The organism is Mesorhizobium sp. Root552, from assembly GCF_001427285.1.
Taxonomy (GTDB): domain Bacteria; phylum Pseudomonadota; class Alphaproteobacteria; order Rhizobiales; family Rhizobiaceae; genus Mesorhizobium.
In genome coordinates, this window is sequence record NZ_LMFV01000011.1 from 71,078 (window position 1) to 86,294 (window position 15,217).

Genomic DNA, 15,217 nt, shown 5'->3' on the forward strand with positions numbered 1-15,217 from the left:
GGGGGCTCATCACCCAGCCGCACACCGTTATGCGACCAATCCGGCACCGACGCCCTTCCCTGATACCCGGTGCGCACCAGGTCTCCCGCAAGGGCGATGGCATGAGTATGGGGGAGATGCCGAGGAGGTGGATAAATGGGGTGAAGGATTTTGCGGGGAGGCGTGATTTGTCCACTACGCGATCAGAAGCCTCACAAGAACAACACCCCCCTCTGGCCTGCCGGCCATCTCCCCCTCAAGGGGGGAGATCGGCAGCTTCAAGCTTACAGCCGCCTCTGTGACCTCAGCACCGGATGAAAGCATGGCAATCGGGTGATCTCCCCCCTTGAGGGGGAGATGGCCGGCAGGCCAGAGGGGGGGTGCCTGACGAGGCACTCGATCGGCAACCGGATTGCGCCTCTTCATCAAAGGGGAGAGAAAGCGCGCTGGTGCCCAGAGTAGTGCCGCGATGTCACGGAATGGATCCCGGATATTCCTTCCTCGCTTCGCTGGAAAGCGAATTCCGTGATGACGAAACGTAGGGATGCCTTGCTTCAGCCGGGTTACGGGAAGCGGAGGTGTTGTGCGCTCGTGCTTGCGCAGGGGCGTGGCGGCTCCCCGGCTGGCGGGAAGTGTCAGCTTTGATCATCCGAAAAAAATATTGTCGGGTATCCGTCGCGATGATCGTCCTATGATGGAACTGCCACCGATCCCACCCCAGCCAAGGAGCAAGCCATCATGCCAAGCGCAGCGAAATCCTTCTTCTGGTACGAGTTGATGACCACCGACATGGACGCGGCGGAAGCGTTCTACACCAGGGTTGTGGGCTGGGGCGCCGAACCGTTCGACGGCGGGCCTGGAATGCCACGCTATACGGTCATGAAAGTCGGCGACCGCGGTGTCGGCGGCATCATGACCTTGCCCGAGGAGGCCGGCAAAATGGGCATGCCGCCGGCCTGGGTCGGATATATCCACGCCGACGACACCGACGCAGCGACCGCCTCGGTGAAGAAGGCGGGCGGCAAGGTGCACAGGGAACCTTCGGATATTCCGGACGTGGGGCGGTTCTCGGTCGTCGCCGATCCGCAAGGCGCGGTGTTCATGTTGCTGCAGCCGAGCGGTCCCGACCAGCCACCCGTAGCCATGGGCACGCCGGGCCATATCGGCTGGCGCGAACTCATGGCCACCGACTGGCAATCGGCGCTGGATTTCTATTCCGGCCAGTTCGGCTGGAAAAAGGACGACAGCATCGACATGGGCGAGATGGGCATCTACCAGCTGTTCTCGGTCAATGGCGAACAGAACGGCGGCATGATGAACCGCTCGCCGAACATGCCAGCCCCCGCATGGCAATTCTATTTCAACGTGCCGGCCATCGACGCCGCCGCCAAGCGCGTGACCGATGGCGGCGGCACCATCACCTTCGGCCCGATGGAAGTACCCGGCGGACAATGGGCGATGAATTGCATGGACCCGCAAGGCGCGCATTTCGGCCTCGTCGCGCCGGTGCGCTGACCTCGATCCAGCCAGGTTTTCCAATGGCTTGAACCGGATTGAAGACTCTGCATAGGAACAAGTTGAATCGGAACGCGAAGCCGCGCGTTCCGATGAAAACGTTAAGATCCGCAGCAAGATTCCCTTTATGAATTGCGCTTAAAGCTGCGGCCATGTCCGCGTACAGTTTTAGTCGAATTGTTCCTGTCCTCGCCCTGCTTGCGCTTGCGTCTTGTGCAACGCCGCCGAGCCAGATCAACAATGTCTGCGCCGTGTTCGACCAGCGCGACGGCTTCGTCGGCAATTGGCGCACCGCTGCCGAACAGACCGAACGCAAATATGGCGTGCCGGTGCCGGTGCTGATGGCGACGGTGCGCAAGGAATCCGGCTTCAAGGGCAATGCGCAACCGCCGCGCGCGACACTGCTGGGCTTCATTCCATGGAAGCGACCCTCCAGTGCCTACGGCTACTCGCAAGCGCTTGATGGAACCTGGGCGCAATACCGCGCCGAAAGCGGCAATTTCGCGGCCCGCCGCAGCAGCTTTGCCGACGCCATCGACTTTATCGGCTGGTATCACGCCAAGAGCGCCGACAGCCTCGGCATCGACCGGACCGACACCTACAATCTCTACCTTGCCTATTATTCCGGCTGGACCGCCTACAAGCGCGGCGACTGGCGCAGCAATACCGGCATCCAGAGATACGCCCGCGAGACGGACGAGATGGCCCGCAACTACGCGGCGCAGTTACAGACCTGCACGCAATAACCAAGACCTCGGTATCGCTGATACCGAGACTTGATCGGGGTCGCCGCTACTTGCTCTTGGCCGGCTTGGCCTTCGGTGCGGCTTTGCCCTGAGCTTTCGCAGCCTTGGTCTTGGCGGGCTGGGCCTTTGCGGGTTGGGCCTTCGCGGACCTGGCCTTCGGTGCCGCACCAGCCTTGGCTGACGCCGGTGCGGTGGCCACAGGCTTTGCTTTGGGCGCAGGCTTGGCCGACGCAGGTTTCACGGGTGCCTTTTTGGCCGGCGCTTCCTCCGCGTCGCCATTTGCGAAGCTGATCACCGGCTCCATCTTTGCCAGCACGTCATCGGCCAGCCAGCACAGGCTCTTGTGGCCGCCGCCGAGGTCCTTCACCGGCGGAACCTTTGTCTCGCACAGATTGTCCGGCACCAGATGCTTGTAGCGGCAGCGGGTCTGGAACGGGCAACCGGTGGGTGGGTTCATGGCCGAAGGAATGTCGCCCTCGAGCACGATGTGCTTCTTGACCACCGAGGTGTCGGCAATCGGGATCGCGGACAAAAGCGCCTCGGTGTAGGGATGATAAGGCGGCGAGAAGATCTGGTCCGTCGTGCCCTGCTCGACGATATAGCCGAGATACATGACGACGACGCGGTCGGCGATATAGCGCACCACCGACAGGTCATGGCTGATGAACAGGAGCGTCGTCTTGTTCTTGCGCTGGATATCCATCAACAGTTCGGTGACGGCGGCCTGAACCGACACGTCGAGCGCCGAGACGGGCTCGTCGGCCACCACCACCTTGGCCTGGCCGGCAAAGGCGCGGGCAACGCCGATGCGCTGCTTCTGGCCGCCGGAAAGCTGGCGCGGCTTGCGTTCGGCGAAGGCCCGCGGCAGCTTCACCAGGTCGAGCAGTTCCAGCATGCGCTGGCGCCGGTCTGCCGGTGTATTGCCGACGTTGAACTTCTCCAGCGTGCGGATGATCTGCGAGCCGACGGTGTGGCTGGGATTGAGCGTATCGAACGGGTTCTGGAACACCATCTGGATCGAGGAGACGGTATCGACGTTGCGCTTTTCGATCGGCGTCGATTCGATCTCGGTGTTGCCGAGCGAGACATCGCCGGAGCTTGCCGTTTCCAAGCCGAGCAGCACCTTGGCGAGCGTGGACTTGCCGCAGCCGGACTCGCCGACGATGGCCACCGTCTCGCTTTCGCGCGCCTCGAAGCTGATGGTTTCGTTGGCCTTGACGGTGCGCCCCTCGCCGCCGCCGAAGACGCCGCCGGCGCCGACCTGGTAGTACTTCTTGAGATTGTCGACCTTGAGCACCGGCGCGCCGGGCTTGACCGGCGCGCTGGCTTTCTTGGTGCCGGGCGGCAGCGCCTCCCAGTCGATCTCGTTGAAGCGCACGCAGCGCGAGAAATGGCCTTCATGGCCTTCCACCGGGATCATCGGGATTTCGGCGGCGTTGCACACGCCTTCGACGAAGTGGTGGCAGCGCGGGCCGAAATTGCAGCCTTTCGGCCGTTCGTGCGGCAGCGGCAGCTGGCCGGGAATGGCGATCAGCGGACGCGCGTTCTTGTCCGCGCCCGGCAACGGGATGGAGCGGAACAGCCCTTGCGTATAGGGATGGCGCATGCGGTCGAAGACATCCTTGATCTCGCCGGTCTCGACCGCCTCGCCGGAATACATCACCGTGATCTTGTCGCAGGTCTCGAGGATGAGGCCGAGATTGTGCGAAACGAAGATCATCGAGGTGCCGAAGCGCTGGCCGAGCCCCTTGACCAGTTCGACGATGCCGGCCTCGACGGTGACGTCGAGGGCCGTGGTCGGCTCGTCAAGCAGGAGCAGCGCCGGCTTCGACAAAAGCGCCATCGCGATGACGATGCGCTGCTGCTGTCCGCCCGAGAGCTGGTGCGGGAAGGACCGCATCATGCGCTCCGGGTCAGGCAACTTGACGGCGCGCACCATTTCGAGCGCTCTGCCGTAGGCTTCGCTCTTGGACACCTTGTCGTGGATCAGCGGCACTTCCATCAACTGCTGGCCGATCTTCATCGCAGGGTTGAGGCTCGCCATCGGCTCCTGGTAGATCATGGCGATCTTGTTGCCGCGGATGGAGCGAAGCTCCTCCTCCGACATATCGCCCATGTCCTTGCCCTGGAACCTGATGCGTCCGCCGACGATCCTGCCGACATTGGACAGGTCGCGCATGATGCCGAGCGAGACGGTCGACTTGCCGCAACCCGATTCACCGACGATGCCCATCGCCTCGCCGGGCATGACGGTGCAGGAAAAGTCCATCACCGCCGGGATCTCGCCCTTGCGGGTGAAGAAGGAGATCGACAGGTTTTCGATCTCGATGATGGGTTGGGCGCCTGCTGTGTTCGTAGCTTTGACGGCTTCGTTCATGGCTGGCTCCTCAATCCTTCATCGATTGCTCGCGTAGCGAGTCGGCTAGCAGGTTAAGACCGAGCACGAATGACATCAGTGCGATCGTCGGCGGCAGCGCCGGATGGATGAAGGAACGCAGCAGGCGGCTGGCGTCCTTGATCGCGGTGCCCCAGTCCGGGCTTTCCGGCGCAAGACCCAATCCGAAATAGCCGAGCGTGCCGAGCAGGATGGTGGTGTAGCCGATGCGCAGGCAGGCATCGACGATCAGCGGGCCGCGCGCATTGGGCAGCACTTCCCAGAGCATGATGTACCACGGGCTCTCGCCGCGGGTCTGCGCGGCGGCAACGTAGTCGCGCGTCTTGATGTCCATGGTGAGACCGCGCACGATGCGGAACACGCCGGGCGACGAGGCGAACACCACCGCCACGAAGATGTTGAGCTGGTTGGGATCGATATGGACGATGCCGAGCGGATCGGCGTCGAACACCAGCCCCACATACACCCAGCCTCCCAAGATGAGGGTGATGCCGAGCAGGAGGTAGAGCCGGTCCGGCCGCTTCTTGAAGCGTGTCCAGAACAGCGTGCAGAAGAAGATGATCGGGAACAGGAAGAACAGCCCGGCCATGCCGTAGGGGATCGGGGTGTCCATGATGCCTGGCGTCACCAGAAGATAGAACAGAAGGATGACGGGGAAGGCCAGCACAAGATTGGCGAGGAACGACAGGAAGGAGTCGATGCGCCCGCCATAATAACCGGCAGGCAGGCCGAGCGTTATGCCGACCATGAGCGCAAAGGCGGTAGCCGCCGGTGCGATGATGAGCACGATCTGGCTGCCATAGACCATGCGCGAGAACACGTCCCGCGCCAGCTTGTCGCCGCCAAACAGGAACACCTTGTGCGTGGCCGGCTCGATGGCGCCGGGTAGCGCATCCTTCATGACGACGATCTGCTCGAGCGGATTGAACGGCGAGATCGTCGAAGCGAAGATTGCCGTAAACAGCCAGAACAGGCAGATGCCGACGCCGGCAATGCCGACGCCGCTGTCGAACAACTGGCCGTAGAGGCCGAGCTTCTTCTTGAAATAGAAGCTGCTACCCATCACCAGCGCAATCGCCAGCCATGTCGGCCAGAAGCGCGCGATCACGCCTAAAATGACGCCGAGGGTTCCAACATACTCAAGCTGCATGGTCCGGATCCTCCTACTGAACCCGGATACGCGGGTTGAGATAAGCGTAGCCCACGTCGGAAATGAGTTGCGTAATGAGAACGATGAACACCGACACCAGCGAGCAGCCGAGCAGGAGATCGATGTCGTTGTTGCCTGCCGCTTCGACAAGCACGTAGCCGAAGCCCTGGTAGCGGAACATCACCTCGACGATGACGACGCCGGTGAGCAGCCACGGGAATTGCAGCATGATGACAGTGAAGGGAGCGATGAGCGCATTGCGCAGCGCGTGCTTGATGACGACGGACGAAAAGCTGAGGCCTTTCAACCGCGCAGTGCGGATATATTGCTGCGTCATGACTTCGACCATCGAGGCGCGCGTCATGCGGGCGATGTAGCCGATGCCGTAAATGGCGAGCGTCATCACCGGCAGCGTGAAATTGTAGAAGGTGATGCCCTGGCTGGCGGACGCAGCCGAGCCGTTCAGCCATCCGAACCAGGAGGCGAAGATGACGGTGAAGATAACGCCCGAGACATACTCCGGCGTCGCCGTCGTTGCGATCGAGGCGACGGACAAGGTGCGGTCTGTGCGCGAGCCTTCGCGCATGCCGGCAAGGATGCCGATCAAAAGCGATATCGGCACCATGACCGCCAGCACCCAGAACATCAGGATGCCGGTGGCGCCGAGCGCCGGAAACAGCTTTTTCGAGACGTCTGCCTTGAACTTGGTCGAGCAGCCGAAATCACCTTGCAATACGCCTGAATAGACCGGCTCGACGGGATCGCTGCAGAACGAGAAGCGTTGCGAAGCCTTGCCGGTCGCCGGATCGATGATCGGCGATTTCTTGATGACACCCAGCCATTGGCCATAGCGGACGAAGAAGTTCTGGCGGTAGCCGTGGTTGACCAGCCACCCTTCAAGCTGCTCCGCCGAAGTGTGCATCTCGGTCTGGCTGATGGCGAGCTTCTTGAGGTTAGGCTCGAGATTGACCAGGAAAAACACGACGAGCGTGAGGCACAACATGGTCAATGCCATTGTGCCCAGGCGTCTCAAAACAAAGGATAACATGGCGCCCCCTGCCGGCAGGGTCGGGGTCAGGTGCAATCAACCCACGAACGTTGGCATGAGCCGACCCGGAAAGTCAGGTGATTTTCGCAAAGCCGGCATGCTTGCGTATCGTACCCGCGAGGGAAGGGAGCGCAAGGCTCCCTCCCCTGCTGGGTTCGATTGGTCAGGCCTCGTCGAGCCAGACCTTACCGTAGTCGTGCTCGAAAGTTGGGTGCATGGCATAGCCCTTCACCGCGGCTACCGAGTGGCTGTAGAGCTTGCGCCAGTACGGCTGGATGAGAACGCCGGAATCCTGCAGGATCTGCTCGATGTCCTTCATCAGTTCCTTGCGCTTGGCAGCGTCGGCCACGGCCAGCGCAGCGTTCAGCTTGGCATCCCAATCCGGGTTGGACCAGGCTGCTTCGTTCCAGGCTTCGCCGGTGCGGTAAGCGATGGCCAGAACCTGCACGCCGAGCGGGCGCATGTTCCAGTTGGTCATCGACAGCGGATATTTCGTCCAGTCGTTCCAGAAGGTCGAGCCAGGCAGGACGGTGCGCTTCACCTTGATGCCGGCGTCGCGCATCTGCGCGGCGATGGCGTCACCGGTGTTCTTGTGCCAGTCCTCGTCCACAGTGATCAGCTCGTGCTCGAAATCAGCCTGACCGGCTTCCGCCATCAACGCCTTGGCCTTGGCCGGATCGCGCGCCACCTTCGGCAGCTCGTAATATTCCGGATGAATCTGGCAGACGTGATGGTTTTCGGCGACCGTTCCCGCATTGCCGTAGCCGAGCTGGAGGACGACGTTGTTGTCGACCGAAAGCTGCAACGCGCGGCGCACCTTTTCATCGTCGTAAGGCTTGTTGGCGACGTTGGTGCGGCAAACGATGGTCGATGCCGTGACGACTTCCGACTTGACCAGATCGAGGCCGTCGAGGATCGACACATAGTCGGCGGAGGTTTCGAAATTGGTGTGGACTTCGCCGGCTTCGAAGGCACTGACCATGGCGGCCGGATCGGTGCCGTAGTCGATCAGCTCGACGCCGTCCAGATAAACCTCGCCATCCCACCACTTGTTGTCTTCGCGGCGCTTGTAGACGACCTTCTGGCCGACATCGTAGGACACGAGTTCGAACGGACCGGTTCCGATCGGGCAGGCCTTGAAGTCGCCGCCCTTCTCATCGAAGCTCTTGTGCACGATGAGGCCCGGATAGTCGCACATGTTCGGGATCAGCGCGATGTCGGGCTTGGCGAGCTTGAGCTTGACGGTGTTGTCGTCGACCTTGGTGACGGCGCTTTCGTCGAGCTTGCCGGTCTTTTCATCGACCAGCGTGCCAAGGCGGCCAGGCATGGAGTTGCCTTCGGCGCTCTTGTCGCCCCAGCGCTTGAGGTTGAAGATCACATCGTCGGCGGTGAAGGCGTCGCCATTCGACCAGGTGACGCCCTTGCGCACATGCAGCGTGTATTCGGTGGCGTCGTCGTTGACGTCCCAGCTCTCCAGCAGATAGGGGCGGAAGGTGTAGTCGTTGGTGTACTTGACCAGCGGCTCGAGCGCCTGGCGCTCGGCATTGGCGATTTCCGACCAGTCGGCCTTGCGCGGGTCCTTGGGATCCTTGATCCACTGGGCAACCTTGAGGATGCCGCCCTTCTTGGGCTGGTCCTGAGCCTGAGCCGGCGTCGGGGCGGCAAGCCCGATCATGCCGTAAGCCATCGCCGTGGAAGCACCGAACACGCTGGCGAGAGCAAGGAACTCGCGACGGTCGACCTTGCCAGCTTTCGCCAACTCGGCCATTTCGACGATATGTGCGGGAACTTGGTCGCCATTACTTTTATAGGTTTTCATTTGTAACTCCCATTGTTGGCTTTCCGCCTTTTAACATTCCGCATCACATCGCCGATGTCAAAACCGGCGATAAATTTGGAACCTGCGCAAATGTGCAACTTTGAAAAGCAGGCAGTGTGCGCGATTGCGACAGGATTGACGTAAATTTGTTATTGGCGGCGCGTTTTTTTGATTTCCGCACGCCACGACGCGCAAGCATTTCATGCCCTTGCAGCAACGGCATATCTGCGCATCCGCTGTCAGCGGCCATTGCCCCGCTATGCAAATTTGCGTGAAGGAACCCGATCCCCAAGCTTGGGTCGGACTAGTATTCCTTCTCGTAGAAGATGCCGCCCTTGGCCTCGCCTGCATCGGAAGCTTCGCCGCGAAGCTTCACGCCGCGTCCGACATTGAGGTCGATGCGGGCCTTGCCGGAACCCGGCTTCTCACCCTTCTCAAGCGAAAGGTAAGTGCGGTCGTTAAGGTATTTGCCGGCGGAAACGGCGGTGCCGCCCTTCTCGTCGGTGGTGACATCAAGGTCGTCGATGCCGATGGCGTTGCGCAGGTTCTGCAACAGCGAGGTGGAGCCGCCGACGCCGGCAAGCTGGGCGGCGGCCGATGCGAGTTGCGCGATCTGCAGCGGCGACAGGTTCGACATCGAGCGCCCGAAGATGAGCCGGGCCAGCACCTCGTCTTCCGGCAGCGCAGGCACGGAGGAGAAGATGAACTTCGGATTGGTCGCCTCGCCCGAGACGGTGATGGTAACCGTCGCATCCGACGCGGTCGATTCCGCGACAAGGTTGAGATAGGGCACAAGCGAGCCGGAGAAGCTCAGGCTTCCTTCGGTGAAATTCAGCCGCTTGCCGAGGATTTCGAGGCGGCCGCGCCTGAGCGTGAACTTGCCGACCGCCTGCGGTGACGATGTCGGGCCGGTGAGCTTCAGCGAACCGCCGAGTTCGGCATCGACGCCCCTGCCCTGGACGAAGATTTCGTTCGGCGCATTGATGGTGAGATCGAGCGTGACCGCGCCGCTGCCGCTTGCTCCGCCACCTGCCGGGCGCAATGCCCTGTCCTGTTCCCTGACGGCCGCCGGCGCATTCTTGTGCCGGACGCCGAGTTCCGACAACGAGCCGGGCAACTTGTTGGGCACGGTGATGACGGTGCGCGCAAGATTGATGACACCGGAGAGAACCGGGGAACTGGTCAACTGCCCCTTGATGGCAAGGTCGCCGCCAAGGTTCGCCGTGACGATGCGGCCATCGGTGTAGCGCCCGTTGGTGAGCTTGAGATTAAGGTCGGCCGGGAAGCCGGACGCAGGGTCGATGCCAACCGTGCCGCCCGCAGTCAGACTGCCTCCGGACGACAGCGTGCCGGTGAGCCGGTTGACCGTTGCGACGCCATTGCCAAGGCCGATGTCGAGGGCGATGTCGTTGATGGCGATGCCGGCAGAGGCGGCGACGAAACGCGCGCCGTTTGCGCGGACCGACCCGCTGATGACGGGCTTGGAGGCAGGCCCGCGCACCTGGACGGCGACGTTGGCCGTGCCGCTGAGCGAGAGGCCCTGCGCCGCCATCTTGCGCGACAGGAAGGCGAACGGGACGTTGCCGTTGAAATCAAGCGACAGGTTGGGTGCGCCGGCAGTGGTCACAGTGCCGCCGCCCTTGAGGCCAAGACCGGCGCCATCGGCAATGTCGGCCGTAAAGGTCAGCTTGTTGGCCTGGAAGGTGCCGGACGAACCGACGTTCAGCGCACCGAGGCCGGCGCTGCGCGTCTGCGCCACCTGCACGCCGGAGGTCTTGATGTCATAGGCAATGCTCGGATTTGCCGGCGCGCCGGTCACTTTGACCGTGCCCGAAACCGAACCGGACGCATCGAGGCCTGGAGCGAAGTTATTGGCGACCGCAATCGGCACGCCGGCAAGCGCGGCGTTGATGGCGAGAGCGTCGCCGACCGAGCCGGTGACCGTTGCCTTGCCGCCGCCGATGGCGAGCACGATCTTTTCCAGCGTCGTCTTGCCGTTGGCGATCGCGATGGTCGATGGTGCTGCGATGCTGGCCTTGACGCCCCGGAAAGTCGCGTCTCCCGAGACAAGCTCGACAGTCGTCGTGCCGCTGGCGACTTTGACGCGGCCCTTGGCCTTGGCCGGAATGTCCTTGACGGTCGCGCCGCCTGAGAATGCCGTCCAGTCGCCGTCTCGCGCCAGATCGACGGCGATGCCGCTGATGACGGTGCCGCCCAAGGTGACGCCGTCGGCGCGGATGGCTCCCGAGATTGCAGGCGCAGCGGCATAGTTGGCGATGAGCGCATCGATGGTGACGCCCTTGGCGGAGAGGTCGCCGCGCGTGATGCCCGCCGTGCTTGCCTTGACGTCGACCTGCGGAACGCCGCCGGGCTTGGAAAAGACGACGGCGCCGCGCACTTCGCCCTCGGCCTTTTCAAGCGCGAGCGCGGCCAGCGGGCCGATGTCGGGCAGTTCGAAGCTGACCTTGCCTTCGGGCAGGAACGCATCGTCAAGCACGAGATCGCCAGCGATCCGGTTCTTGCCGAGCGACAGCGTGAGCCCATTGATCTCGCGCCGCCCGTCGGTGGTCTTGAGAACCGCCTTGCCCTGCAGGGCCTGGCCGGCGACATCGGCGGCAAGCGTCACCTCGGCTGCAGGATTTGCCGCATCCGCCTTGCCGGTGGCGCTGAGCTTGAGGCCGGTGATCTCGCGATTGGCGACGACGAGCTTGTCGCTGTTCAGCGTAGCGGCGACATCGGGCGCCAGAGGCGAACCCTTGGCGGTGACGGCAAGCGCAATGGCGCCGCTGGCATCCTTGGCGAGCGTGGAGATGTCGGCCAGCGCGCCCTTGAGGTCGGCTGCGATCTGGCCGTCGATGAAGGAACCGCTGCCGCTGGCCGACAGCGGGCCGGACAACAGGTCGAGCTGGTCGGCCGTGACGTTGCCGCTGCTGTCGCGCTTCACGGCGACGGAGAGCGTGGTGCGTTCGCCAAGTACGGGCCGCGCGGCGACCGGCAGCGCGGCGGACGCGGCATCGGCCTTGACGTTGAGTTCGATCGAACCATCGGCAAGCGAGACCTGGCCGTCGAAGCCGCCCTTCAGCGCATCGCTGGTGATGAGGCCCTTGCCGACCGTGATGGTGTCCTTGGTCACGTCGCCGTCCACCTGAGCGGTGATCTTGCCGGCGATGAGCGGCGCGATGGTGGGATTGTCGAGGCCGATCCTGTCGGCAGTCACGGTGCCCGAGATCGGGCCGCTGCGGTTGGCCACGTCGAAGGCGTCCGAATGCAGCGCCATCGCAATGTTGTCGACCTTGGTGACATTGGTCGCGACCTTGGAAAGACGCGCCTCGATATCGACGGCAGGCGCGCTGCCCTCGCCAAAGGCGCGCAGCGATGCCGATTTCAGCTCGATGTCGATCGGGCTTTCCTCGCTGCCGAGGGACAAAGGCACTGTCGGGCCGGCGGACTTGAACTCGACGGAAAAGTCGCTGGCGCCCTTAGGATTGATGCTGCCCTTGGCCTCGCCATGCACGGCGGCGGTGTCGAAGGTGGCGTTTTCGATCTCGATGCCGCCATCGTTGGTGGCCGTGCCGGCAAGGTCGAAACTGGTCCGGCCGCCGAGCAGCGACTTCAGGCGCAAAGGCACGAAGCCCGCGAAATCGCCATCGCCCCTTGCTTCCACGCGGCTGCCCTTGTCGGTGAACTGATGGCGGCCGGTGATCTGGGTGATCAACTGGCCATCGACGTTGAAGGCGGCGCGGCCGTTCCAGTCGGCGAGCGGCCCGTTGCCGGAAACGACGATGTTGACCGGCGGCGCATCCGGCAGCTTGAGCAGGTTGGCGATGATGCCGCCGGCCGGCTCGTCGGCGCGCACATCGAGGTCGAGCCGGTTGTCATCGGGCAGGAAATGCACGGAGGCATCGACGGTGCCTTGCTTGCCGTCATGGCGCGCGAGGCTGAGATCCGCCTCGACGGCGAGCGGCGAACGCTCGGCCCGCACACCACCCTTGGCGGCGAGTTCGGCAATGCCGGCTCCGGCCAGCGCCTCGCCGAGCGCGATCTGAGGCAGGTCGATTTCGCGGATGTCCACGGAAACGGGCAGCGAAAAGCCGTCGCTGTTCTTCGGCTGCGCGTTCGGATCGGCGACAGGCGCACGGGCCGCCTCGATGCGCCCGACTGCAACGCGGTCGGCGCGGAAGGTACGCGACAGCAGGGCGAGCGGCGACCAGTCCACCGCGACCTCGCGCAGCACCAGCCACGGCCCTTGCGTGTCTTCCAGGACGACATGATCGACGGTGAGGTTGCCGGACCAGACGCCGCCAATACCGCTGACGGTGACCTTGCTGCCCTCGGACGAGGCGGCATTGGAAATCAAGCCCGCAAGATTGTCGCGGCCACGCTCGGTGGTGGTGAGGACGACAAGCGCGCCGATGGCTGCGGCCACCACGACGAGGGCCGCATAAAACAACACGCGCAGGATGCGTCTCACGATTGCCATTTGGTCCGCTCGCCGTTCAGTCCCGTCAGAATGCCTGGCCGATGCCGGCATAGATGCCGAAACGCGGATCACCCGGGTCGCGGTTCAGCGGCACTGCCGCATCGACCCGAAGCGGTCCGAACGGTGTCAGATAGCGCAGACCGACGCCCGCGCCCACCTTTACGTCGGAAAAATCAGGAAACTGCTTCGTTGAAACCGTTCCGGCATCGATGAAAGGCACGATGCCGATGGTGTCGGTGACGGCGATGCGCATCTCCACCGATGTCTCGAAGAACGACAGACCACCGGTCGGTGTGCCGTTGATGTCCTTCGGGCCGATGCCTTGATAGGAATAGCCGCGCACCGACCCGCCGCCGCCAGCATAGAAGCGCCGGTCCGCCGGCACCTCGTCGACGTTGGCGCCGAGGATCGAGCCGATGGCTGCACGGCCGGCAAGCACGAACTTGTTCGAATCGGAAAGCGAGTAATAGGCGGACCCCTCGCCCTTCAGCTTGATGAAGGCATTGCCGTTTTCGATGTCGTAGCTGGGCTCGGCGAAGGCAAGCGCCCTGAAGCCCCTCGTCGGGTTCAGCTTGTTGTCGCGGTTGTCGAAGACATATTGCAACGGCACCGAAGCGATCAGGAACTCGTTCTTGCCGAAGGCGTCGGTGATTTTCGAATAGTCGAGCGAAAGTTCAGCCGAAACCGTCTGGTATCTGGTCAGCTCGTAGGAAAGCCCGACCCCGCCCTTGACCGAAAAGCGGTCGTATGCGTCGGGATGCTCGTAGACCGTTTTCAGATTGGCGAAGAATTTCGAGGCAGGCCCGACCACGCCCGGTTTCTCGAACATGATGCCGGCATTGTAGTTCAGTTCCGAGAGATCGTTGGAGCCGATGCCGCTGATCGAACCGTCTATGCCCAGCTTCTCCGCACGTCCGAACAGGTTGCGGTGGCCCCAGTAGCCTTCCAGCCCCAGACCTTCGGTATTGGAAACCGTGCCGCCGATGCCGAAATAGCGCGGCTTGCGCTCGCTGACCTGGACGGCAATGGGAATATTGCCGTCAGCATCGAGCTGATCGGCTTCCTTCAACGTAACGCTGTTGAACACCTCAAGGCCAAGCAACCGTTCGCGTGCCTGGTCGATCTGCTCGGGCGAATATTGCGCGCCGCGCTTCAGGCCGGTCATGTATTCGGTAAATTCGCGATCTACCTGCTCGGTGCCCTCGACGGTGGTGTTTCCATAACCGGCGACCGGACCGGCCGCGACCGTCAACGTCACGTCGAGCGTGGTGGTCTTGTGGTCGGCCACGATCTCGCGGTCGGTGATTTGCGCAAGGGGCCGGCCTTCTTCCTTCAACGCCCGGACGATCAGGCCCTCGGCCTTCAGGATCGCGCCGGAACTGGCGTCGCCGCCCGCGATCAGGCCGAAGTCGGCACTGGCAAGGCCAGCCGCATCGCCTTTCAGCACGATGTCGCCAAGCGTGAACTTCGGACCGGGCGCAACGTCGATCACGACCGGGATCGGTTGCGGTCCCTTGAATTCCGCATCCGGCGGCAGATCGTCAATCGACTGGCCGGCAATGGTGACGTTGACGACGCCCTCGTAGCGGGCATCGGAGTAAAGTGCCGCCACCAGTTGCTCGCGGTCGCCGCGCGCCTTGGTCAGCAAGCCGAGCGAACCGGACACCGGCCTGTCTTCGTCGCTCTTCAGCGCCGAGGCCGCTTCCAGTTTCTTCATGAGGTCCTTGTCGGCGTCCGGCGCGTTGATGGTGACGGAATAGCGCATGGGGTCGACAATGTCGGCATCGTCCTCCTCGGACGATCCCCACAACTTGATGCCGAAAAGTTCGAAGGCGGCGGCAGGTTGTATCTGGGGCAGAAAAACCGCCGAGCCGAGCAGCGCGAGCACAAGCCAGCGCGTAAGCCGCAGCTTCGCTTCCCGCCCTCCTGCTCTGAACGCAATACTCTTCAGCATCACCCCTGTTTAACGCACAAAGTTAAAATTCGACTGAAGTTTCACGCATTTCGTAAAGCGGCCACAATCCACTTGTCTGAAATGAGAAGACGTTGGAATTCACTCCTTCTGTCCCTTTGCAAGAATGCGTG

The 15,217-nt window shown here is 62.8% G+C and carries 9 protein-coding genes; 2 read left to right on the plus strand and 7 right to left on the minus strand.

Features of this window, described 5'->3' with window-relative positions:
- Nucleotides 1–717: 717 nt before the first annotated feature.
- Entirely contained in the window at nucleotides 718–1,494 is a 777-nt protein-coding gene (locus ASD50_RS06210) for a VOC family protein (RefSeq protein WP_056237519.1), read from the plus strand.
- Between the two features lie 152 nt (nucleotides 1,495–1,646).
- Nucleotides 1,647–2,240: a hypothetical protein gene (locus ASD50_RS06215; RefSeq protein ID WP_056237521.1), complete on the plus strand. Its 594-nt coding sequence runs from the start codon at nucleotides 1,647–1,649 to the stop codon at nucleotides 2,238–2,240.
- Between the two features lie 46 nt (nucleotides 2,241–2,286).
- Here the strand turns inward: ASD50_RS06215 and ASD50_RS06220 are convergent, their stop codons facing one another.
- The 7 genes from ASD50_RS06220 to ASD50_RS06245 form a co-directional block, all read right to left on the minus strand.
- Nucleotides 2,287–4,617, minus strand: coding sequence for an ABC transporter ATP-binding protein (locus ASD50_RS06220; RefSeq protein WP_244484446.1), 2,331 nt, complete (start codon nucleotides 4,615–4,617; stop codon nucleotides 2,287–2,289).
- Between the two features lie 10 nt (nucleotides 4,618–4,627).
- Nucleotides 4,628–5,785: an ABC transporter permease gene (locus ASD50_RS06225; protein WP_056237525.1), complete on the minus strand. Its 1,158-nt coding sequence runs from the start codon at nucleotides 5,783–5,785 to the stop codon at nucleotides 4,628–4,630.
- Nucleotides 5,786–5,798: 13 nt separating this feature from the next.
- A complete protein-coding gene (locus ASD50_RS06230; RefSeq protein ID WP_156464960.1) occupies nucleotides 5,799–6,833 on the minus strand; it encodes an ABC transporter permease in 1,035 nt (344 codons plus the stop codon).
- 163 nt (nucleotides 6,834–6,996) lie between these two features.
- Nucleotides 6,997–8,652 carry an ABC transporter substrate-binding protein gene (locus ASD50_RS06235; RefSeq protein ID WP_056237533.1) on the minus strand — a complete coding sequence of 552 codons (1,656 nt, stop codon included), beginning with the start codon at nucleotides 8,650–8,652 and terminating at the stop codon, nucleotides 6,997–6,999.
- Nucleotides 8,653–8,695: 43 nt separating this feature from the next.
- Entirely contained in the window at nucleotides 8,696–8,902 is a 207-nt protein-coding gene (locus ASD50_RS22965; RefSeq protein ID WP_156464961.1) for a hypothetical protein, read from the minus strand.
- Nucleotides 8,903–8,956: 54 nt separating this feature from the next.
- A complete protein-coding gene (locus ASD50_RS06240; RefSeq protein ID WP_056237535.1) occupies nucleotides 8,957–13,132 on the minus strand; it encodes a translocation/assembly module TamB domain-containing protein in 4,176 nt (1,391 codons plus the stop codon).
- 25 nt (nucleotides 13,133–13,157) lie between these two features.
- Nucleotides 13,158–15,086, minus strand: a complete 1,929-nt coding sequence (locus tag ASD50_RS06245; RefSeq protein WP_056237543.1) for an autotransporter assembly complex protein TamA — start codon at nucleotides 15,084–15,086, stop codon at nucleotides 13,158–13,160.
- Nucleotides 15,087–15,217 lie beyond the last annotated feature (131 nt).